Source organism: Roseicyclus sp. (assembly GCF_018402035.1).
Lineage (GTDB): Bacteria > Pseudomonadota > Alphaproteobacteria > Rhodobacterales > Rhodobacteraceae > Roseicyclus.
In genome coordinates this window covers 713,441-732,942 of the sequence record NZ_JAGYJN010000001.1, presented here as the reverse complement: position 1 = coordinate 732,942, position 19,502 = coordinate 713,441, and the positions used below count along the sequence as shown (strand labels likewise).

At 62.9% G+C, this 19,502-nt stretch carries 21 protein-coding genes; 17 read left to right on the top strand and 4 right to left on the bottom strand.

The window, feature by feature from the left end; all coding sequences use genetic code 11:
* Window positions 1-28 precede the first annotated feature (28 nt).
* The 6 genes from KG698_RS03515 (at window position 29) to KG698_RS03490 (ending at window position 6,353) form a co-directional block, all read left to right on the top strand.
* Window positions 29-847, top strand: a complete 819-nt coding sequence (locus tag KG698_RS03515) for a cytochrome c oxidase subunit 3 (RefSeq protein WP_213684147.1) — start codon at window positions 29-31, stop codon at window positions 845-847.
* Window positions 848-1,007: 160 nt separating this feature from the next.
* Entirely contained in the window at window positions 1,008-1,682 is a 675-nt protein-coding gene (locus KG698_RS03510) for an SURF1 family protein (RefSeq protein WP_213684146.1), read from the top strand.
* A 14-nt stretch (window positions 1,683-1,696) separates the two neighbouring features.
* On the top strand, window positions 1,697-3,082 hold the full coding sequence (thrC, locus tag KG698_RS03505) for a threonine synthase (protein WP_213684303.1): 1,386 nt from the start codon (window positions 1,697-1,699) through the stop codon (window positions 3,080-3,082).
* Window positions 3,079-4,341, top strand: coding sequence for an insulinase family protein (locus KG698_RS03500; protein WP_213684145.1), 1,263 nt, complete (start codon window positions 3,079-3,081; stop codon window positions 4,339-4,341). Before thrC ends, KG698_RS03500 begins: the two co-directional genes overlap by 4 nt.
* A complete protein-coding gene (locus tag KG698_RS03495; protein WP_213684144.1) occupies window positions 4,341-4,925 on the top strand; it encodes a GNAT family protein in 585 nt (194 codons plus the stop codon). Before KG698_RS03500 ends, KG698_RS03495 begins: the two co-directional genes overlap by 1 nt.
* A gap of 30 nt (window positions 4,926-4,955) precedes the next feature.
* Window positions 4,956-6,353: an FAD-binding oxidoreductase gene (locus tag KG698_RS03490; protein WP_213684143.1), complete on the top strand. Its 1,398-nt coding sequence runs from the start codon at window positions 4,956-4,958 to the stop codon at window positions 6,351-6,353.
* Window positions 6,354-6,495: 142 nt separating this feature from the next.
* Here KG698_RS03490 and KG698_RS03485 read toward each other — a convergent pair whose 3' ends face one another.
* Window positions 6,496-7,542 carry an aldo/keto reductase gene (locus tag KG698_RS03485; RefSeq protein WP_213684142.1) on the bottom strand — a complete coding sequence of 349 codons (1,047 nt, stop codon included), beginning with the start codon at window positions 7,540-7,542 and terminating at the stop codon, window positions 6,496-6,498.
* Window positions 7,543-7,645: 103 nt separating this feature from the next.
* Here KG698_RS03485 and KG698_RS03480 point away from each other — a divergent pair, with 103 nt between their 5' ends.
* The 4 genes from KG698_RS03480 to metG all read left to right on the top strand — a co-directional run bounded on the left by KG698_RS03480 (window position 7,646) and on the right by metG (window position 12,179).
* Complete coding sequence (locus KG698_RS03480) at window positions 7,646-8,257, top strand: hypothetical protein (RefSeq protein WP_213684141.1); 612 nt, start codon at window positions 7,646-7,648, stop codon at window positions 8,255-8,257.
* Between the two features lie 101 nt (window positions 8,258-8,358).
* On the top strand, window positions 8,359-9,573 hold the full coding sequence (locus tag KG698_RS03475; RefSeq protein WP_213684140.1) for an MFS transporter: 1,215 nt from the start codon (window positions 8,359-8,361) through the stop codon (window positions 9,571-9,573).
* Window positions 9,574-9,655: 82 nt separating this feature from the next.
* A complete protein-coding gene (locus KG698_RS03470) occupies window positions 9,656-10,402 on the top strand; it encodes an SDR family NAD(P)-dependent oxidoreductase (RefSeq protein ID WP_213684139.1) in 747 nt (248 codons plus the stop codon).
* A 67-nt stretch (window positions 10,403-10,469) separates the two neighbouring features.
* Complete coding sequence (metG, locus tag KG698_RS03465) at window positions 10,470-12,179, top strand: methionine--tRNA ligase (protein WP_213684138.1); 1,710 nt, start codon at window positions 10,470-10,472, stop codon at window positions 12,177-12,179.
* Between the two features lie 354 nt (window positions 12,180-12,533).
* On the opposite strand, the gene KG698_RS03460 is transcribed toward metG, so the two are convergent.
* Entirely contained in the window at window positions 12,534-13,400 is an 867-nt protein-coding gene (locus tag KG698_RS03460) for a helix-turn-helix transcriptional regulator (RefSeq protein WP_213684137.1), read from the bottom strand.
* A gap of 119 nt (window positions 13,401-13,519) precedes the next feature.
* Between KG698_RS03460 and KG698_RS03455 the strand changes: the two genes are divergently transcribed.
* Genes KG698_RS03455 through KG698_RS03445 form a run of 3 tightly spaced genes read left to right on the top strand, consistent with a single transcriptional unit; the run spans window position 13,520 to window position 16,297 of the window.
* The gene (locus KG698_RS03455) at window positions 13,520-14,416 is read left to right on the top strand and encodes a fatty acid desaturase (RefSeq protein WP_213684136.1); all 897 of its coding nucleotides are present in this window, start codon (window positions 13,520-13,522) and stop codon (window positions 14,414-14,416) included.
* Between the two features lie 37 nt (window positions 14,417-14,453).
* Entirely contained in the window at window positions 14,454-15,368 is a 915-nt protein-coding gene (locus tag KG698_RS03450; protein WP_213684135.1) for a DMT family transporter, read from the top strand.
* Entirely contained in the window at window positions 15,359-16,297 is a 939-nt protein-coding gene (locus tag KG698_RS03445; protein ID WP_300982844.1) for an AEC family transporter, read from the top strand. The genes KG698_RS03450 and KG698_RS03445 overlap by 10 nt, the downstream gene beginning before the upstream one ends.
* A gap of 14 nt (window positions 16,298-16,311) precedes the next feature.
* Here KG698_RS03445 and KG698_RS03440 read toward each other — a convergent pair whose 3' ends face one another.
* The gene (locus KG698_RS03440; protein WP_213684134.1) at window positions 16,312-17,007 is read right to left on the bottom strand and encodes an NUDIX hydrolase; all 696 of its coding nucleotides are present in this window, start codon (window positions 17,005-17,007) and stop codon (window positions 16,312-16,314) included.
* Window positions 16,980-17,432 (bottom strand): DUF983 domain-containing protein, encoded by a 453-nt coding sequence (locus KG698_RS03435; protein WP_367114024.1) that lies wholly within the window; start codon window positions 17,430-17,432, stop codon window positions 16,980-16,982. The genes KG698_RS03440 and KG698_RS03435 overlap by 28 nt, the downstream gene beginning before the upstream one ends.
* An 86-nt stretch (window positions 17,433-17,518) precedes the next feature.
* Here KG698_RS03435 and KG698_RS03430 point away from each other — a divergent pair, with 86 nt between their 5' ends.
* The 4 genes from KG698_RS03430 (at window position 17,519) to KG698_RS03415 (ending at window position 19,494) form a co-directional block, all read left to right on the top strand.
* Window positions 17,519-18,010 carry an EF-hand domain-containing protein gene (locus tag KG698_RS03430; RefSeq protein ID WP_213684133.1) on the top strand — a complete coding sequence of 164 codons (492 nt, stop codon included), beginning with the start codon at window positions 17,519-17,521 and terminating at the stop codon, window positions 18,008-18,010.
* 69 nt (window positions 18,011-18,079) lie between these two features.
* On the top strand, window positions 18,080-18,667 hold the full coding sequence (locus KG698_RS03425) for an RNA polymerase sigma factor (protein ID WP_213684132.1): 588 nt from the start codon (window positions 18,080-18,082) through the stop codon (window positions 18,665-18,667).
* Window positions 18,657-19,022 (top strand): hypothetical protein, encoded by a 366-nt coding sequence (locus tag KG698_RS03420; protein WP_213684131.1) that lies wholly within the window; start codon window positions 18,657-18,659, stop codon window positions 19,020-19,022. The genes KG698_RS03425 and KG698_RS03420 overlap by 11 nt, the downstream gene beginning before the upstream one ends.
* Window positions 19,015-19,494, top strand: a complete 480-nt coding sequence (locus KG698_RS03415; RefSeq protein ID WP_213684130.1) for a periplasmic heavy metal sensor — start codon at window positions 19,015-19,017, stop codon at window positions 19,492-19,494. The genes KG698_RS03420 and KG698_RS03415 overlap by 8 nt, the downstream gene beginning before the upstream one ends.
* The last annotated feature ends 8 nt before the right edge of the window (window positions 19,495-19,502 follow it).

Genomic DNA, 19,502 nt, shown 5'->3' with positions numbered 1-19,502 from the left:
AGAACACCCCGGACCGAGGACGAGACCCATGGCCCATACCAAGAACCACGACTACCACATCATCAACCCATCGATCTGGCCCTTCATGGCGGCGGCAGCGGCATTTGCCATGCTGTTTGGCGCTGTGAACTGGATGCATGACGGCGCGCCTTGGCTGTTCTTGATGGGCTTTGTCGCCACGCTTTATGTCATGTTCGGCTGGTGGGCCGATGTGGTGGCCGAAAGCCATGCGGGCGATCATACGCCGGTTGTGCAGATCGGGCTGCGCTACGGCTTTATCATGTTCATCATGTCCGAGATCATGTTCTTCGCAGCATGGTTCTGGGCGTTTTTCAAGCATGCCATCTACCCGATGAACAGCTATGAGGCCTCGAGCTATATTCCGCCCGAAATCTATGCGGTCGACCCCTTTCATTTGCCGCTGATCAACACGCTTGTGCTGCTTTTGTCGGGATGCGCCGTGACCTGGTCGCATCATGCGCTGGTGCATGGTGGGCCGCGCAAGGATGTTGCCAACGGGTTGATCATCGGTGTCGTGCTGGGCGTGATCTTCACCGGGCTGCAGGCCTTTGAATATTACGAGCTGATCGCGCATTACGGTTGGAGCTTTGGCGGCGACAAGTTCTTTGCCACCTTCTTTCTTGCGACCGGCTTTCATGGGCTTCACGTGGTGATCGGCACGATCTTCTTGTTCGTGTGCTGGCTGCGCGTGCTGAAGGGCCATTTCACCGCCGAGCGCCATATCGGGTTCGAGGCAGCAGCCTGGTATTGGCACTTTGTCGATGTGGTCTGGCTCTTCCTTTTCTTTGCCGTCTATATCTGGGGACAAGCGGTCGTCCTTGGCTGAGCGTCTCAAGCGGGCGGGGGGCGCTGCCCCCCGTCACCCGGTGCCCGGGTGCCTCCCCCCGGGATATTTATGAAACGAAGAAGCGGGGGCGCGCGCGTTAACCTTAATAGAATATGAAGGGCCTGCCGTTGGGGTGGGCCTTTTCGTTGGGAGAGCGGTGATGGGACGGGTGATCGGGGTTTGGCTTTTGGGTCTGGGCGGCGTGGCGATCTTGCTGACGCTGGGCATTTGGCAGATGCAGCGCCTTGCGTGGAAAGAGGCGATCTTGGCCGAGATCACGGCGCGCATCGCGGCTGATCCTGTCGCCTTGCCCGTGACCCCCGACCCGGAGCGCGATCGCTACCTACCCGTTGCGCTGGAAGGGCGGATTGATCCAACATTCGTGCGCGTTTTGGTGAGCCAAAAGGGGATTGGCGCGGGCTATCGGATCATCGCGGCCCTTGAGACAGGCGCGGGGCGGCGTGTGCTGGTCGATCGTGGTGTCATCCCCGTGGCCGCCACCATGCCCGCGGCCACCGCCGATGATCTGCGCGTGATCGGCAATCTGCATTGGCCCGATGAGCGTGATGGTTTCACGCCGGAGAATGATCTGGCGGGCAATCTGTGGTTTGCCCGCGATGTGGCGGCTTTGGCCGCGCATCTTGAGGCGGAGCCCGTCTTGGTCATCGCGCGCGAGCTCACCCCGCCCGAGGCTGCGATCACGCCCTTGCCTGTGGGTGTCGGCAATATCCCCAATGATCATCTGAGCTATGCCATCACATGGTTTTCGCTCGCCATTGTCTGGTTGGGGATGACAGTGTTTCTGCTCTGGCGTATCAGGCGTGGACTTGGATGAGGACAACGGCGGCCATGCGCTACATCTCGACCCGGGGTCAGGCCCCTGAACTCAGCTTTGAAGAGACGATGCTGACGGGGCTGGCCCGCGATGGGGGGCTTTACGTTCCTGCGACGCTGCCGCGTTTTTCGCCGGCTGAGATCGCGGCAATGGCGGGTCTATCCTATGAGGATGTGGCCTTTCGCGTCATGCGCCCCTTTATCGGCGACAGCTTCACCGATCAGGAGTTCGGCGACATCATCGCGCGCGCCTATGCGGGGTTCGGCCATGCCGCGCGCGCACCCTTGAAGCAGTTGCAGGATAATCACTTCCTGCTGGAACTGTTTCACGGGCCGACGCTGGCGTTCAAGGATTTCGCGATGCAGCTGATCGGTCAGCTGTTTCAAGCGGCGCTCAAGCGCTCGGGCAAGCGGGTGACCATCGTGGGTGCGACCAGTGGCGACACGGGCTCGGCCGCGATGGAGGCGTTTCGCGGGCTGTCCAATGTCGATGTCTTTATCCTTTACCCGCATGGGCGCGTGTCGGATGTGCAGCGCCGCCAGATGACGACGGTGACCGAGGCCAATGCCCATGCCTTGGCCATCACCGGCACTTTTGACGATGCGCAGGCGCGGCTGAAGGACATGTTCAACGATTTCACCTTTCGCGACGAGGTGCGGCTGGCGGGTGTGAACTCGATCAACTTTGCCCGCGTGCTGGCGCAGGTGGTCTATTATTTCACCGCCGCCGTGGCGCTTGGCGCGCCGCATCGCAAGGTCAGCTTTACCGTGCCGACCGGCAATTTCGGCGATGTCTTTGCGGGGTATCTGGCCAAGAAGATGGGCCTTCCCATTGAACGGCTGGTGGTGGCGACCAACCAGAACGACATTTTGCACCGTGCGCTGTCGTCAGGCGAATATGCAACCTATGGTGTGACGCCCACGATCAGCCCCTCGATGGATATTCAGGTCAGCTCGAACTTCGAGCGCGCGCTGTTTGACGCGTATGGCCGCGATGGCGCGGCTGTGGCGCAGTTGATGGATGAATTGAAGCAAGGTGGCTTTCATATCAGCCAAGGCGCGCTGGAAGTCTTGCGCGGCGATTTCGCCAGCGGGCGCGCCGGCGAGGAGCAGACGGCGGCGATGATTGCGCGCGCGCGCGCCGAGATGGGGGAATTGCTTTGCCCCCATTCCGCCGTGGGCGTGCATGTGGCGCAAGATTTCTTGGGCACAACGCCGATGGTGACGCTGGCCACCGCCCATCCCGCGAAATTCCCCGATGCGGTCGAGGCTGCGACGGATATTCGCCCCGCATTGCCCCCGCGCATGGCCGATCTGTTCGACCGGCCCGAGCGGATGACGCGGGTGGACAACGATTTGACCGCGATTGAAACCCTGATCCGCGAGGCATTGGCCAAGTGAGCGTTGAGCTTCATACACTTTCAAACGGGCTGCGTATCGTCACCGAACATATGCCGGGGCTGGAATCTGCTGCCCTTGGCCTTTGGGTCTCGGCGGGCGGGCGGCACGAGGCGGCCGATCAAAACGGCATCGCCCATTTCCTGGAACATATGGCCTTCAAGGGCACCACGCGGCGCACGGCCCTTCAGATTGCCGAAGAGATCGAGGATGTGGGCGGCTATATCAACGCCTACACAAGCCGCGAGGTCACGGCCTATTACGCGCGGGTGCTGAAGGATGATGTGGCCCTCGCGCTCGATCTGATCGCGGATATCGTGCTCAACCCGATCTTCGATCCGCGCGAGATCGAGGTGGAACGCGGCGTGATCTTGCAAGAGATCGGTCAGGCCGCCGATACGCCCGACGATATCATCTTTGATTGGCTGCAAGAGGTGTCTTACCCTGGCCAAGCCTTGGGGCGGACAATCCTTGGCCCGGCGGAAAGGGTGCGCGCCTTTGGGCGGGCCGATTTCGACCGCTTTGTCGCCAGCCATTACGGACCTGGACAGTTGATCTTGTCGGCGGCGGGTGCCGTCGATCACGACCAGATCGTGCGGCTGGCCGAGGCGGCATTCGGCCATCTGCGGCCCGGCCCGATGAGCGCGCCTGACGCGGCCCGTTTCGCAGGGGGTGAGCGCCACGAGGTCAAGGCGCTGGAACAGGCGCATTTCACCCTCGCGCTCGAGGCACCGGGCTATCGCTCGGATGATTTTTATACGGCCCAGATCTATGCCAGCGCCTTGGGCGGCGGCATGTCTTCGCGGCTGTTTCAAGAAATCCGCGAAAAGCGCGGGCTTTGCTACACGATCTATGCGCAGGTCGGCAGCTATGACGATACTGGCATGCTCACGATCTATGCCGGCACCTCGGGTGAGGAATTGCCCGAGCTTGTGGGCCTGACGCTGGATGAATTGAAGCGCTCGGCCGAGGATATGACAGAGGCCGAACTGGCGCGCGCGCGTGCGCAGATGAAGGCGGGGCTGTTGATGGGACTTGAAAGCCCGTCCTCGCGCGCCGAACGCTTGGCGCGGTTGGTGGCGGTATGGGACCGGGTGCCGCCCTTGGCCGAAACCGTGGCCCAGATCGAGGCGGTGACGCTGGCGGGCTTGCGCGATCATGCGGTGGGGCTTGTTACCTCGGGGCAGGCGGCGATGGCGCTTTATGGCCCTGTCGCTGATGCGCCGCGCCTTGACGCGGTCATGACGCGGCTTGTCGCCTGATGCTGTTGCGCAAGCGGCAATTAAAGCTGGAGACGGAACGGCTGACGCTGCGCTTGCCGCGCCATGCCGATTTTCGGGCGTGGACAGCGCTGCGCGCCGCATCGGCGGATTTCCTCACGCCATGGGAGCCGAGCTGGGCGCATGATCACCTGAGCCGCAAAAGCTTTACTGGCCGCGTGTATTGGGCGCAGCGCGCAATGAGCGAGGCCAGCGCCGTGCCGCTTTTCATCTTGCGGCGGTCTGATGATGCGCTGTTGGGGGCGATTACGCTCGACAATATTCGCCGTGGTCCGGCGCAGGCCACGACGCTTGGCTATTGGATTGGTGCGGCCCATGCCCGCCAAGGCTATATGCGCGAGGCGATCGAGGTGATGGTGCATTACGCCTTTCGCGGGCTTGATCTGAGCCGGGTCGAGGCGGCCTGTTTGCCCGAGAATGCCGCATCGCGCGGGGTTCTGGAAAAGACCGGCTTCAAATACGAGGGCGTGGCGCAAAGTTATCTTCAGATCAACGGGCGCTGGCGCAATCACGTTCTATATGCCCATTTGCGCCATGATCGGCGGGGCCGGACCGAGACCGGGTAAGACCACCACAATATTGAACGGACAGTGCCGATGACCGATATCATGACCCGCCTTGCCGCATTGATTGATCCGGCGGCGATCCGCATGGCGGGGGCGTCTTATCTGGAAGAGCCGCGCGGGCGTTGGCAGGGCAAGGCGCTTGGCGTGGCAACCCCCGGCAGCGCGGCAGAGGTGGCCGCGATCTTGCGCCTGTGCAGCGAGACGGGCACGCCGGTTATTCCCTATGGTGGCGGCACGGGGCTGGTGGGCGGTCAATTGGCCGAAGAGGGCACAGCGCCGCTGATCTTGTCGCTCGAGCGGATGCGCGCCATCCGCAGCTTCGATGCCGAGGCCGGCACGATGACGGTCGAGGCGGGCGTGATCTTGCAAGAGATCCACACCACCGCCGAGGCGCAGGGCTGGATCTTTCCATTGACGCTGGCCAGCCAAGGATCGGCCCGGCTGGGCGGGCTATTGGCCACCAATGCGGGCGGGGTGAATGTGCTGCGCTACGGCAATGCGCGCGATCTGGTGCTGGGGGTCGAGGCGGTGTTGGCCGATGGCACGGTGATCAACACGCTCTCGCCTTTGCGCAAGAACAACATGGGCTATGATTTGCGCCATTTGCTGATCGGCTCGGAAGGCACGCTGGGGGTGATTACGGCCGCATCGCTTCGGTTGTTTCCCAAGCCTGCGCGGCAAGGGGCCGCGATGATGGTTGTGCCTTCCCCCGAGGCGGCGCTGGCGCTTTTCAAGATGGCGCAGGCCCGCGTGGGCGATGCGCTGTCGGCCTTTGAATTGATCAGCCAGCAGGGCTTGCTGTTTCTCGATGCGATGGGCCCCGAGACGCGCCAACCCTTTGATCCGCGCCCCGATTGGATGTGTCTGATCGATCTGGGCATGGGGGCGGGTGGCGATCCCGAGGCGGCGCTGGAGGGGCTCTTTGCCGATGCTTTCGAGGCGGGGCTCGTCAGCGACGGGGTGATCGCACAATCCGAGGGGCAGCGCGCTGAATTCTGGGCGCTGCGCGAGAATATCCCCGAGGCGAACCGCCGGATTGGTGCGGTCTCGTCGCATGATATTTCGGTGCCCGTGGCGCTTGTGCCGCGCTTCATCGCAGAGGCACCCGCGCGCATCGGCGCGGTGGGGGAGTTTCGGCTGAACTGTTTCGGCCATATGGGCGACGGCAATCTGCACTACAATGTTTTCCCGATGCCCGGTAAAAGCCGCGCCGATCATGACAATCAGCGCAGTGCGATCAAGCGCGCGGTGCATGATCTGGTCGATGCGTTGGGCGGCTCGGTCTCGGCCGAGCATGGGGTTGGGCGGCTCAAGGTCGATGATCTGGAGCGCTATGGCGATCCGGGCAAGCTTGTGGCGATGCGCGCGATCAAGGCAGCACTTGATCCCAAGGGCATTTTGAACCCCGGTGCGGTGCTGCGCGGCTGAACGGGGCACCGCCTTGGACCCGTGGCCGGGTCCGCGTTGGTGTGGTTGTGTTTCACAAAAGTGGCATTTTTCGCAAGATATTGCCCCAATAGGGGAAACTTTATTTCCCTATTCGAACATAGCTGCAAACTGATCCACAGCCCTAGAAGGGCATGGGATGGGCTTTGTGGATCTTGTCGATCTCGGCCAATTGGTCGTGCGTCAGCGTCACATCCAACCCTGTGAGGATATGGGCCAGCTGGTCGCAGGTGGTGGCCCCGAAGATCGTCGAGACGGGGAAGGGGCGCTGCACGCTGAAGGCCAGCGCCATATGGATGGGATCAAGCCCATGGGCCGTGGCAAGCTCCAGATAGGCGGCGACGGCATCGAACACGCGGGGCGTCTTGCGCCCGCCCAGATCGCCGTTCAGCGCCATGCGGCTGCCGTCGGGCAAAGCGCCGTTTTGGTATTTGCCGGTCAAAAGCCCTGCTGCCAAAGGGGAATAGGCCAGAAGTGTGACCTGCTCATTCACCGCCAATTCGGCCAGATCGGTGTCGTAGTGCCGGCACAAAAGCGAGTACTCATTCTGGATCGATTGCACCCGTGGCAGGCTATGGGCCTTGGCCAGTTGCAGCCATTGCGCGGTGCCCCATGCGCTTTCATTGGACAGCGCGAAATGGCGTATCTTGCCCGCTTTGACCGCTTCTTGGGCGGCCTCCAGCACCTCATGCATGTTTTCCAGCGTGGCCGCGCGGTTTTGGGCGGCGGGGTTGAAGCCCCAGTTTTGGCGAAAGTGATAGCTGCCGCGATTGGGCCAGTGCAGCTGGTAGATATCGATCATATCGGTTTTGAGCCGCGCCAACGAGGCGTCGAGTGCGGCGGTAAAGGTTTCGGGCGTGATATCTTGCCCTTGGCGGACAAAGGCCGCGTTTTTGCCGGTGATCTTGGTGGCCAGCACATATGCATCCCGCCGCCCCGGATTGGCAGCGTTCCAGTTGCCCAGCACCGTTTCGGTCAGCCCCACGGTTTCCGGCGTCACCGGGTTGACCGGATACATCTCGGCGGTGTCGACGATGGTGATACCGGCATCAAGCGCCATATCCATCTGGCGATGCGCTTCGGCCTCGGGCGTGTGGGTGCCCCATGTCATTGTGCCAAGGCAATAATCGGTGATCATGGTGTCGGTCATGCCGAGGGGGATTTTGCGCATTGGTCTTTGTCCTCATGTCGTGTTCGGGCGGACACTAGGGGGCGGGGCGGGATGTGCAAGGTTGGGGATTGAGAACATTTCATGAACATGTATCTTATCGCGCATGGATCTGCATATGCTCACCCGTCAAAGCCATCACAGCGCACGCCCCAGCCTGCCGCTTTTGGGGCAGTTTCGGCTGGCCGGTGCCCGCGCGCATGAGATCTGTGGCGCAGCGCGGCGGCGCCTGGCGCTTTGGCTTGCCGCCGAGGCGCAGGGGCCGGTGATCTGGATCAGGCCCGCATGGCACCCCGACCGGCTGCATATGGCGGGCATCCGCGATGAGATCGATCCCGGGCGGCTGTTGATGATCGCCCCTGAGCGGGCCGAGGATCTGCTTTGGACGATGGAGGAGGTGTTGCGCGCAGGTGTGGTGGCGGTGGCGATCTGCGACCTGCCCGCGCCGCCGGGGCTGACCGCGATCCGGCGGCTCCATCTGGCCGCCGAGGCAGGCGCGCAAGGTCGCGCGCTGCTGGGTCTGGTGCTGACACCGGGGGCAGGGGGCGCGCCGGGTGTGGAAAGCCGCTGGCGGCTGGAACCTGACCACCCGCCCGCGGGGCTGGCGTGGCAGTTAGAGCGCTTGCGCGCGCGTGATGCCGCCCCCGGCGCATGGCGGGTCACACGCCCCCCCACGGGCCGCCCCGTGATCGCCGCGCGCGCCGCGATAACCGCCTGAATGACCAAAGGGCGCGAAAGCGACATGAAACGGGTCAAAACATGGCTGCACCGCGCGCCTGCCGCGCTTAGGCAAGATCCAAGACCAAAGCCCGTGATCCCATGCGCCTGATCATTTCCTTTGCTGCCCTGTTCCTGTCGGTGCTGCTGTTGCAGCTCTCAACAGGTGGCGTTGGGCCGCTTGACGTTTTGTCGGGTGCCGCGTTGGGTTTCACCAATGGGCAGATCGGCCTTTTGGGCTCGGCCCATTTCGCGGGGTTTTTCATCGGCTGCTGGTGGGCGCCGCGCGTGATGGGGCAGGTCGGCCATTCCCGCGCATTTGCCGCCTTTACCGCGATGGGGGCCATCGGGCTTTTGGCGCATATGATGTGGGTCGATGCCTATGCTTGGGCGGTGATGCGCGCGGCCTCGGGGTTTTGCGTGGCGGGTTGCTCCACCGTGATCGAGGCATGGCTGCAAGCCAAGACCGACAATGCCAATCGCGGACGCACCATGGGCACTTACCGGATGGTCGATACGGTCGGCTCGCTGATTGCGCAGTTGATGATCGGGGTTTTGGCACCGGCTGATTATATCTCCTACAACCTGTTGGCGCTGTTGTGCTGTGCAGCACTTTTGCCGCTGACACTGACACGGGTGCCGCAGCCTGAAACCGGCGTGGCCCCAAGGCTGCGTCCGGCCCTTGCATGGGCGCTCTCGCCCTTGGCGGTGGTGGGGGTCGTCGTCTCGGGCGTGTCGGGGGCCAGCTTTCGTATGATCGGCCCGCTATATGGCACGCAAGTGGGCCTGAGCGCCGATCAGATCGGCCTGTTTCTTGCGGCCTATGTGCTTGGCGGGGCATTTGCCCAATGGCCCGCAGGCTGGCTGGCTGATCGCTATGACAGGCGGCGGGTGCTGGTGGGGTTCTCGATCTTTTCAATTGGCAGCTGCGTGATCACCGTGGCGCTGTCGGGTTTGGGTGTTTGGGGCATTTTCATCGCGGCGCTGATCTTTGGGGCCGCGACCTTTCCAATTTATTCCATTTCGGCCGCCCATGCCCATGATTGGGCCGATGACGGGCAGCGGGTCGAGCTCTCGGCGGCGCTAATGTTTGCCTATGCGCTGGGGGCCATCGCCTCGCCGCTTGTGACCTCGGGGTTGATCGCGCTTTACGGACCATCGGCCTTGTTCGTCTTTATCGCCGCAGCCCATGTGGGTTTGCTGGTCTTTGGCCTTGTGCGCATGGGGCGCAGGCCCTCTGCGACGCAGCGCAACCCCTATGTCTGGATTCCGCGCACAAGCTTTCTGGTCGGGCGCATTTTTCGCCGCCCGCGCTAAGCCGTCTTGATCCCCGACAAGGCGCGCCACAGCCGCGCCATTATACTGACCCGATCAATGTCATCACAGATTGGGGGTGGGAATGGACATCCGTTTTGACGACAAGACCGCAATCGTCACCGGTGGCGCCTCGGGCATCGGTCTGGCCATTGCCAAGCAACTCGCCAAAAGCGGCGCGCGCGTCGTTTTGGCCGATCTTGACCACGACAAGACCAAGGCCGCCGCCGATGCGATGGGTCATGGCGCGCTTGCCTTCGTGGCAGATGTGACCAAGCCCGACGCGGTCGCAGCGCTGGTCGCTTTTGCGCAGGAAAAGACAGGCGCGCTCAATCTCATGGTCAATAATGCCGGCATCGGCGGGCCGATTGCGCCCTTGGGCACCTATGAGATCGCAGAATGGCGCAAGGTCATCGACGTCAATCTCAACGGGGTCTTCTACGGCATGCGCTACGCGATCCCCGCGATCACCGCGGCGGGGGGCGGTGCAATCGTCAATATCGCGTCGATCTTGGGCGCGGTGGGTTTTGCGGGGGCAGGGGCCTATGTCGCGGCCAAACATGCGGTCTTGGGCATGACCAAGACGGCCGCCCTTGATCATGCCGGCGATGGTGTGCGCGTGAACGCCGTGGGGCCGGGCTTCATCCATACGCCGCTGGTTGATTCAGGGCTTGATGCGGACGCGCAAAAAGCGCTTGCCGGTCAGCATGCGCTGGGCCGGATGGGCCAACCAGACGAGGTTGCCTCGCTTGTCTGCTACCTGTTGTCCGATCACGCGTCCTTCATCACCGGCTCTTACCATCTGGTGGATGGCGGCTATACCGCGCAATAGCGCCTGCCCTCTGGTCTCGGGCGCGCGGCGGCGCTAAAGGGTTGCCAACCCCAGACCGGAGGCCAAGATGGCGCGCATTCTGATCACATCGGCGATCCCCTATATCAACGGGATCAAGCATTTGGGTAATCTGGTGGGAAGCCAGTTGCCCGCCGATCTTTATGCCCGCTACATGCGCGCGCGCGGTGCCGAGGTGCTGTTTTTGTGCGCCACCGATGAACATGGCACACCCGCCGAACTGGCCGCCGCCAAGGCAGGCAAACCCGTCGATCAATATTGTGCCGAAATGTGGGCGGTGCAGGCGGAACTGGCGCAGGGCTTTCGGCTGTCATTTGATCATTTTGGCCGCTCGTCGAGCCCGCAGAACCACCGCCTGACCCAGCATTTCGCCGGAAAGCTGGCCGAGGCGGGGCTAATCCGCGAGGTGAGCGAGAAACAGGTCTATTCTCATGCCGATAAACGCTTCCTGCCCGACCGCTATATCGAGGGGACATGTCCCAATTGCGGCTATGACAAGGCGCGCGGCGATCAGTGCGAGAATTGCACCAAGCAGCTTGACCCAACCGATCTGATCAACCCGCGCAGCGCCATCTCAGGCTCCACCGATCTGGAGGTGCGTGAGACCAAGCACCTGTATCTGCGCCAATCCGCGATGCGCGATGAGCTTTCGGCTTGGATCGACTCGAAGGCCGATTGGCCGGTGCTGACCACCTCGATCGCCCGCAAATGGCTCAATGACGGTGACGGGTTACAAGATCGCGGCATCACCCGCGATCTGGATTGGGGTATTCCGGTCAAAAAGGGCGACCAGCCTTGGCCGGGGATGGAAGGCAAGGTTTTCTACGTCTGGTTCGACGCGCCCATCGAATACATCGCCTGTGCGGCCGAATGGGTCGATGCGGGCAAGGGGGCGGATTGGGAACGCTGGTGGCGTACCGACAAGGGGGCGCAGGACGTGCGCTATGTCCAGTTCATGGGCAAGGACAACGTGCCCTTCCATACCCTGTCATTCCCCGCCACGATCCTTGGTTCGGGCGAGCCGTGGAAGCTGGTCGATTACATCAAATCCTTCAACTATTTGAACTACGACGGCGGCCAGTTCAGCACCTCCCAGGGGCGCGGCGTGTTCATGGATCAGGCTTTGTCGATCCTGCCCGCTGATTACTGGCGGTGGTGGCTCCTCAGCCACGCGCCCGAAACCTCGGACAGCGAGTTCACATGGGAAGCCTTTCAGCAAGATGTGAACAAGGATCTGGCCGATGTCTTGGGCAATTTCGTCAGCCGCATCACCAAATTCTGTCGCGCCAAATTCGGCGAAGCGGTGCCTGCGGGTGGTGCCTATGGGCCGCAGGAAACGGCGCTGATCGCCGATCTGCAAGCCCGGCTTGACCGCTACCAAGGCCATATGGACGCCATCGAGATCCGCAAGGCCGCGGCCGAGTTGCGCGCGATCTGGGTGGCAGGCAATGAATACCTGCAAGCGGCCGGGCCTTGGACCGTGTTCAAGGACGACCCCGACCGCGCCGCGGCGATGACGCGTTTTGCGCTGAACCTGATCCCGTTTTACGCGGGCCTCTCCGCCCCCTTCATTCCCGATGCTGCGGCCAGCATGGCGGGCGCGATGGGGGTGGATGTCGCTTGGCCCGACAGTGCCGAAGCCGCGCTTGGCGCATTGGCCCCCGGTCATGCCTTCACGGTGCCCGAAGTGATGTTTGCCAAGATCGACGACGATACCCGCGCCGAATGGGCCGCGCGCTTTTCGGGCATTCGGGGCTGATGGCTAGCATCGGCGGGGGGCCAGCCCCCCGTCGCGTGCCGCGACTCCCCCCGGAGTATTTGTGAAGCAAAGAGGGCCCTTTAGGCTTCCTTAACCTTTCGCAGAGTAAGGTGGCGATGCGGTACAGGCTGGAGAGCTGATGACCGCAAGCGAAGATGGTGCGCCCTTTGCCTCATAGCCTCTGGGTTGGGATGAAGGGCGTGCTATCGCATCTTTGCTTTCCAAATACTCCCGCCGGAGGCCCCCGCCCGTGCCACGCGCATCAGCCTTGGTCTTGGAGCGGCGATGTCGCAACCACCACCGCGCCAAGGCGGGCCCCATTGGGGGCCCAACGCGGCGGCGCTTGTGCTCGTGTCAATCATCCAAAGCCGCGCGCAACGCGCGCAAATGATCCGGTACCGCGCGTGCAGAGATTGCCGCCCCGCGCACCAGCCAATCGAAATGCTGGCTCAGCGTGCGCACCCGGTCGCGATCGCGAAAGGCCAAGAAATGCTGACCTAGGTAGATGACCGCCATCTTAGGGCCAAAGACGGTCACTGGCGCTGACCAAAGCTGGCGCGCATCGAAAAGGAAAATCCGTAAGCTGGGATAGAATTGTGTGTAAATCTCCAGCAGCCAATCAAGCTGCGTGCGGCGGATATCGGCACTCAGGCCCTTATAATAGCCCTCGGCGCGGGCGAAGCTTTCCAACTCGTGCAGCGCGATGGCGATCTCGTAGTCGCTTTCGGAAAGCCGCATCCAATCAAGCCGTTCGGCGGCGGCATCGATGGCGGCATCGGGCCTGCGATGGGTCACGGGCGCATATTCCCAGCGTAGCATCGCATTTGTCTTGAGCATATCGGGCAGTGTCGCGGGTACATGGCGGATCTTGTAGCCCTCCGCCTCGCGGTGCCACGCAAAGATCTGGTCATCAAGCCCTGTTGCGCGCCCGGTCTCGGAGATCGAAAACGAGCTGTCCAAAAGCGCGCCTGCCTGTTCGGGCCGGTTGCTCAGCCCCAACAGCCAATCAGCCGAGACATCAAGCGCTTGTGCGCAGGCGGCCACCACATGGCCCCCCGGCATGCGGGTGTCGCCCTCGGCCAACATCTGGGTGACGCTCGAGCGATCCACACCCACAGCGCGCGCCAAGGCGGCCCGGCTCATCCCCGATGTCATCAGGGCCGCCGATAGCCGGTCGCGAAAGGTCGCGGCCACCCGGCGTTTGTCAGAAAAATTCTGCATTGTTTATAATACTCAACAATGTTGCATTTGTGGAGAGAAAACCCCGACTGCGCGCGGATTGCAAGATCGCATACGCCTGTTGGTGTCGGAGCAACCCGGTTTCAGGGAGCGAGGGGCCTATGCGGGTCGAATGGCCGACGCTGGCATTGATCGCGGCAAGCTATCTGGCGCTGCTCATTGGCTTATTCTGGCTGCCTTTGATCAGCCTTTGGCTGGCGGTGCCCCTGTTGATCTTGGTGATCACGCTGCAATCCTCGCTGCAACATGAGGTGCTGCATGGCCATCCTTTCGCGTGGCGTTGGCCGGGCGAGGCTTTGGTGTTCGCCTCGTTCAACCTGTTCGTGCCCTATTTGCGCTTTCGTGACACGCATTTGGCCCATCACTATGATGAAAATCTCACTGATCCCTATGACGATCCAGAGACGGCCTATTTGGACCCCGTTGTTTGGGCGCGGCTGCCCCGCTGGTATCAGGGCGTGTTGATGGCAAATAACACGCTTTTGGGCCGCGTGATCCTTGGCCCGCTGATTGGTCAAATCGCTTTCATGGCAAGCGACCTGCGCGCGATCCGAAGCGGTGATAAAGCGGTGCTTTATGGCTGGCTATGGCACATCCCTGTGACGGGTTTGCTTGTTGGGCTGGTTCTTGTCGCGCCCTTGCCGCTCTGGGCCTATCTTTGCGCCTGCTATGGCGGTCTTGGGTTGTTGAAGATCCGCACCTTTCTGGAGCATCAGGCCCATGCGCGCGCATCGGCGCGTACCGCGATCATCGAAGATCGTGGTCCGCTGGCATTTCTGTTTCTCAACAATAATTTGCATGTCGTCCATCACATGCATCCGCGCCTGCCATGGTACCGCTTGCCTGCGCATTACCGCGCCAATCGCGACCGCTACCTGACGCGCAATGGCGGCTATGTTTACGCAAACTACGCCGAGATTGCGGGGCGACACTTGTTGCGAACCAAGGAACCGGTCCCTCATCCGCTTTATCCCGCCCCTGCCGCCCAGCAAAAATGATTTGCAGCGGCACGGCTTAGGGCGCATGTGAGCGCGCATGCCGTTTTGGATCGCCGCCACCGTCTTTGCCGCTTTCATGCAGAACCTACGGTTCTTGCTGCAACGGCATTTGCGGGTCACCACGCTTTCGACCATGGGCGCGACATGGGCGCGGTTCGCTTTTGCCCTGCCTTTCGTGGCTTTGGCGCTGGGGATTTGGCTTTGGGTGACGGGCCAAGCCTTGCCTACGCCCAGCACCGCCTTTTGGGGCTATGCCGTGACCGGGGCCATCGCCCAGATGTTGGCCACGGCCTGTGTCGTGGCCTTGTTCGGGCGGCGCAATTTCGCGGTCGGCGTCACCTTGTGCAAGACCGAGGTCATCTTGACCGCGCTGATCGGCTTGGTCGTGCTGGGCGAGGCGGTCTCGTCTTTTGCGGTGATGGCCATCGGCATCGGCTTTGTTGCCGTGATCTTGCTGTCCGATCCGCCCAAGACGGATGTCGCCTTGCCCCTGCAGGCGCGGATTTTCAATGCAGCATCTGGCTTTGGGCTGTTGTCGGGGCTTTTGTTCGGGGTCTCGGCCGTGTGCTACCGGGGTGCGACGCTCAGCTTGATCGGCGGGGATGAGGTGTTGCGCGCCGCTGTGGCCCTGCTCACGGCCACATGCGTGCAGAGTGTGACCTTGGGCCTCTGGCTGGCATGGCGTGAGACAGGCCAGATTGGGCGTGTCTTGGTCGCATGGCGGGTCTCGGCGCTGGTGGGGTTCACTTCCATGCTGGGCAGTCTTGGTTGGTTCACGGCCTTTGCCTTGCAAACGGCGGCCTATGTCAAAGCGCTGGGGCAGGTGGAGTTGGTCTTTACCTTCCTTTTCTCGGTCTTTTGGTTGCGCGAACGCTCAAGCGGCAAGGAGATTGCGGGTCTGATCTTGTTGGTCGTATCGCTTTTGCTGATCTTTCTGGGGGAATGGGGATGATCGCCATCGCGCTGTCGATTGCGCCGATCTTTCTGTTGATCGTGACGGGCTATGCCTTGCGTCGCGGTGGCATCCCCTCCGAGGAGTTTTGGCTTCTGAATGACCGGCTGGTTTATTTCGTGCTGATGCCCGCGCTTTTCTTTGTGCGGATTTCCGAGGCTGACCTTTCCGATCCTGACCTGATCCCCTATGCCGCTACGCTTTACGGCGGGTTTTTCGCCGCTGTTGCCGCTGGCACCGCGGCGGCGGTCTTGCTGCGCTTTCCCGGCCCGCAAGCGACATCGATCTTGCAAGGGGCGGGGCGGTTCAACACCTTCATCGCGCTGGCGGTGGCCGAGGCGCTCTATGGTCATCCCGCGCTGCAACTGGCCGTGCTGGGCGCGGCGGTTCTGGTGCCGGTGGTCAATCTGACCGTGGTGGGTCTGTTTGCGGTGCTGATGCCGCGACCGGGCGGCTCGGTGCTGTTGGGCGCGGCCCGCAGCCTTGCGACCAATCCGCTGATCTTGTCGATCTTGGCGGCGGGGGTGGTGAACAAGCTCGCGCTTGCACCGATCCCCGTGCTGCAAGAGACGCTCGCGGTTTTGGGCCAAGCGGCGCTGCCGATCATGCTGCTATGCGTTGGTGCAAGCCTGAAGCTGCGCGGGCTTCAGGCCGAGCTTTGGCCGATGGGTTTGGCGGCGATGGCCAAGCTGGTGCTCTTTCCCGCCGTGATCTTGGGGCTGGCCTTGGTGCTTGATCTGCCACCGCTGACCGCGCAGGTGGCGCTGATCTATGGCGCGCTGCCCACGGGTGTTGCGGCCTATACGCTGGCGCGGCAATTGGGGGGTGATGCGCCGCTGATGGCCGCGATGATCACGGTGCAGACGCTTTTGGCCTTTGCGATCATGCCTTTGTGGCTGTCGCTTGGGGCCTATGCCTTTGGGCTTTGAGGCTGTGCCACCCTCTAAAGCCGCCAAAAACGGCTGACATCACCGCGATTGTCGAAAAACGGCACGCCTTGGGTGGTGCGACCGTCAAGCTGAGCGGCCAATTCAGCCAAGACCACCTCGGTGATGAAGGGCATATCGAGCCCGCGCACGGTGTCGAGTGCGACCCATTGCAAATGGCCCAATTCATCTTCGGCCCGGCTGAGGTCATCGGGGTCGTTGCGCAGCGCGGTCGCGTCGACGAGGAAAAACCGCGCATCGAACCGGCGGGGGCGACCGGGGGGCGTGATCGCGCGAAACAAGAAGCGTGCGCTCGCCCCATCGGGCAAATGCCCAGTCGCGATGTAGCCGCGCCAGCCTTGCGGCGCTTGCATCTGGGGCGCGCGCGGATCGGGTGCGCCGACCAACAGGCCGGTTTCTTCCCATAATTCCCGCGTTGCCGCCGCGATCAGCACGGCCGGATCAAGCGCGCTATCATGCGCCAGCGCCGCCGCGCAAGCCGCGCGCGGCGGGGCGGCGAGGGGAATGGTATGATCCACCCCATCCACCGCGCCGCCGGGAAAGACGAATTTCGACGGCAAGAACGCTGCATCTTTGCCGCGTTGGCCCATCAAGACGCGCGGCCGCGTTGCCGCATCGCGCAGCACGATCACCGTGGCCGCATCGCGAATGGCGCTTTTGTCGATCAAAACCCGTGCATCCGCTTGGCCCATTGCACCCCCACGATCAGCCCTTTGAAACGCGGCAGCAAGAACAAGGCCATTGCCACCACGCCCAGCGAAAAGCTGACGGCCATAACCCAAGGCTCGGGCCGGAACAGGTCATAGGTGAACAGTTGCAGCGTTCCCATCACCTTGGCGGTCAACAGGATCGACAGGTAAGCCGGCCCATCATCGGCGCGCGCATGGCTCAGATCCTCGTCGCAATGTGCGCAACGCGGCGCAAGCTTGAGGTAGCCTTTGAACAATGCACCCTCGCCACAGCTGGGGCAGCGCCCGCGCATGCCCTTGAAGATCGCAGGCATTGCGGGCCGCTCGGGCGGGCTGGGTAGGAATTCGGGGCGCAGGGCGGGATCGGTATGTGTGTCTTGCATCCCCCTTAGATGCGGCGCGATGCCCGATAGGTCCAGTGCGCGCATGTCGCGGGGCGCAAAAAATCTGCGACGGAAACGCGCCGCGCCCGCGTGAAAGCTTCATAGACACGATGCACACAGGAGATTTGCACATGTTCACGCTCAAGACAGGCACTTTGGCGCTTCTCATCCCGCTGGCACTTGCGCTGCCCGCGTCAGCCGATCAGCCGATGCGCGGCGCGATGGATTTCTCGCAGATGGATCAAAACGGCGATGGCGCGATCACCTTGGAAGAAATGCAAGCAGGCCCCGCCGCGATGTTTGCCAATGCCGATACCAATGGCGATGGCAATCTCAGCCGTGATGAGTTGATCGCCGCCGCCACGCTCCGCGCAGCTGGCAATATCGACCGCATGCTGACGCGCGGCGATGAGAATGGCGATGGCATGCTCAGCACGGATGAGTTGGCATCGATGCAAGAGGGGCGGCGCGAGATGCGCATGGCGCGGATGTTTAAGCGTCTTGATGCCGACGAGAACGGCAGCCTCAGCACTGAAGAGCTTGAACAAGCGCGCGGCGGCATGGGGCGGCATGATGATGAGGATGGCGCGCGGCGTGGCGGCCATGGCTTTTGGCGCGGCTAAGTGATTGGGGCGCGGCGCAACCGATGCGCCGCGCATTCCCCTTGGCGCCAAGCGGCGTTAGGTTGACCCATGTCCGACGATGCGCCCACATATGCGGCCCTGCGTGATGGGGCTTTGATGGTCCTGTTCGCCAATGGCGATCCGGGGGCGGCACGGGTCTTGACCGCGCGGCTTTTGCCACGCGCCCTAAGCCATGCGGCGCGTGTCTTGGGCGACCGGGCCGAGGCCGAGGATATCGCGCAAGAGGCGATGTTGCGCCTTTGGCGCGCCGCCGCCGATTGGGCGCAAGATGGCCCAGCCGCGCCCGCGACATGGCTTTACCGCGTGGTGGCCAATCTGTGCACCGACCGTTTGCGCAAATCAGGGCAAAGCACGCTGACCGATGAGGCCGACCGCCATAGCGACACGCGCCCGAGCGTCGAGGCGCAGATGATCGCAGGCGACCGTATGGCGGCCTTGGACGCGGCCTTGGCCCTTTTGCCCGAGCGGCAACGCCAAGCCGTGGTGCTGCGCCATATCGAGGGGCTATCGAACCCCGAGATCGCGATGATACTGGATTTGGGCGTGGAGGCCGTGGAAAGCCTGACCGCCCGTGGCAAGCGCGCGCTGAGTGCCGCGCTTTCCGACAAAAAGGAGGCCTTGGGCTATGACAGTTGAGCGTGACGAAGAGCAACTCGATCAGCTTTTGCAAAGCGCGCGGGCGGCGGTGACCGTCCCCGATACCCTTGTTGCGCGCGTGCTGGCCGATGCGGCAAGGGTGCAAGCCACGATGCAGGCCGCACCGCCACCACCGCGCAAAGGCCCAGGTTGGCTGGCCGAGATCCGCGCCGCGCTGGGTGGTTGGCCCGGTCTGTCGGGGGTCACATTGGCCGGTGTTGCGGGTCTGGCTTTGGGTATCTTCGCGCCGGATTTGGTCGATGGTCTGTCGGGCGGGCAGATCGGGGTTTGGACAGGCGATCTTGGGTCACTGCCCGAGATCGGGCTGTTGTGGGAGGAGGGTAGCGATGTCTGAGCAATCGAAACCGCGGCGCGGCCTCAAGATCGCGCTGGCGCTTTCGCTGGCGGTCAATCTGGCCATTGTCGGGCTTGTCGTCGGTGCAATGATCGGTTTTGGCCCAATGGGCGATCGCGACGATCCGCGCCTGCGCGCCTTGGGGCTTGGGCCTTTCGCCATGGCCCTCTCGCGCGAGGATCGGGCGGGGTTTGCCGCGCGCATGGACCGCGCCACGCTGCGCGCCGAGCGGCGCACATTGGGCGAAGGATTGGTGAGCTTGCGCCAAGCGCTGCGCGCCGAGCCCTTTGACCGCGCCGCCGCCGCCGCGGCCCTTGCGCGGATGCGCGATGCGACCGTCACGCTGCAAGAGGTCAGCCATGATGCCTTGCTCGATCAGATCGCGCAGATGCCACCGGCCGCGCGTGCGGATATGGCCGACCGCCTTAGGCGCGCGTTGCGCCGCATGGGTGGGCACCGCGACCCGCGCTAAGCCCGCGC

Coding starts and splice junctions, on each gene's coding strand:
- KG698_RS03515 (WP_213684147.1), top strand. CDS start 29: ATGGCCCATACCAAGAACCACGACTACCACATCATCAACCCATCGATC.
- KG698_RS03510 (WP_213684146.1), top strand. CDS start 1,008: ATGGGACGGGTGATCGGGGTTTGGCTTTTGGGTCTGGGCGGCGTGGCG.
- thrC (WP_213684303.1), top strand. CDS start 1,697: ATGCGCTACATCTCGACCCGGGGTCAGGCCCCTGAACTCAGCTTTGAA.
- KG698_RS03495 (WP_213684144.1), top strand. CDS start 4,341: ATGCTGTTGCGCAAGCGGCAATTAAAGCTGGAGACGGAACGGCTGACG.
- KG698_RS03490 (WP_213684143.1), top strand. CDS start 4,956: ATGACCGATATCATGACCCGCCTTGCCGCATTGATTGATCCGGCGGCG.
- KG698_RS03485 (WP_213684142.1), bottom strand. CDS start 7,542: ATGCGCAAAATCCCCCTCGGCATGACCGACACCATGATCACCGATTAT.
- KG698_RS03480 (WP_213684141.1), top strand. CDS start 7,646: ATGGATCTGCATATGCTCACCCGTCAAAGCCATCACAGCGCACGCCCC.
- KG698_RS03475 (WP_213684140.1), top strand. CDS start 8,359: ATGCGCCTGATCATTTCCTTTGCTGCCCTGTTCCTGTCGGTGCTGCTG.
- KG698_RS03470 (WP_213684139.1), top strand. CDS start 9,656: ATGGACATCCGTTTTGACGACAAGACCGCAATCGTCACCGGTGGCGCC.
- metG (WP_213684138.1), top strand. CDS start 10,470: ATGGCGCGCATTCTGATCACATCGGCGATCCCCTATATCAACGGGATC.
- KG698_RS03460 (WP_213684137.1), bottom strand. CDS start 13,400: ATGCAGAATTTTTCTGACAAACGCCGGGTGGCCGCGACCTTTCGCGAC.
- KG698_RS03455 (WP_213684136.1), top strand. CDS start 13,520: ATGCGGGTCGAATGGCCGACGCTGGCATTGATCGCGGCAAGCTATCTG.
- KG698_RS03450 (WP_213684135.1), top strand. CDS start 14,454: ATGCCGTTTTGGATCGCCGCCACCGTCTTTGCCGCTTTCATGCAGAAC.
- KG698_RS03445 (WP_300982844.1), top strand. CDS start 15,359: ATGGGGATGATCGCCATCGCGCTGTCGATTGCGCCGATCTTTCTGTTG.
- KG698_RS03440 (WP_213684134.1), bottom strand. CDS start 17,007: ATGGGCCAAGCGGATGCACGGGTTTTGATCGACAAAAGCGCCATTCGC.
- KG698_RS03435 (WP_367114024.1), bottom strand. CDS start 17,432: ATGCGCGCACTGGACCTATCGGGCATCGCGCCGCATCTAAGGGGGATG.
- KG698_RS03430 (WP_213684133.1), top strand. CDS start 17,519: ATGTTCACGCTCAAGACAGGCACTTTGGCGCTTCTCATCCCGCTGGCA.
- KG698_RS03425 (WP_213684132.1), top strand. CDS start 18,080: ATGTCCGACGATGCGCCCACATATGCGGCCCTGCGTGATGGGGCTTTG.
- KG698_RS03420 (WP_213684131.1), top strand. CDS start 18,657: ATGACAGTTGAGCGTGACGAAGAGCAACTCGATCAGCTTTTGCAAAGC.
- KG698_RS03415 (WP_213684130.1), top strand. CDS start 19,015: ATGTCTGAGCAATCGAAACCGCGGCGCGGCCTCAAGATCGCGCTGGCG.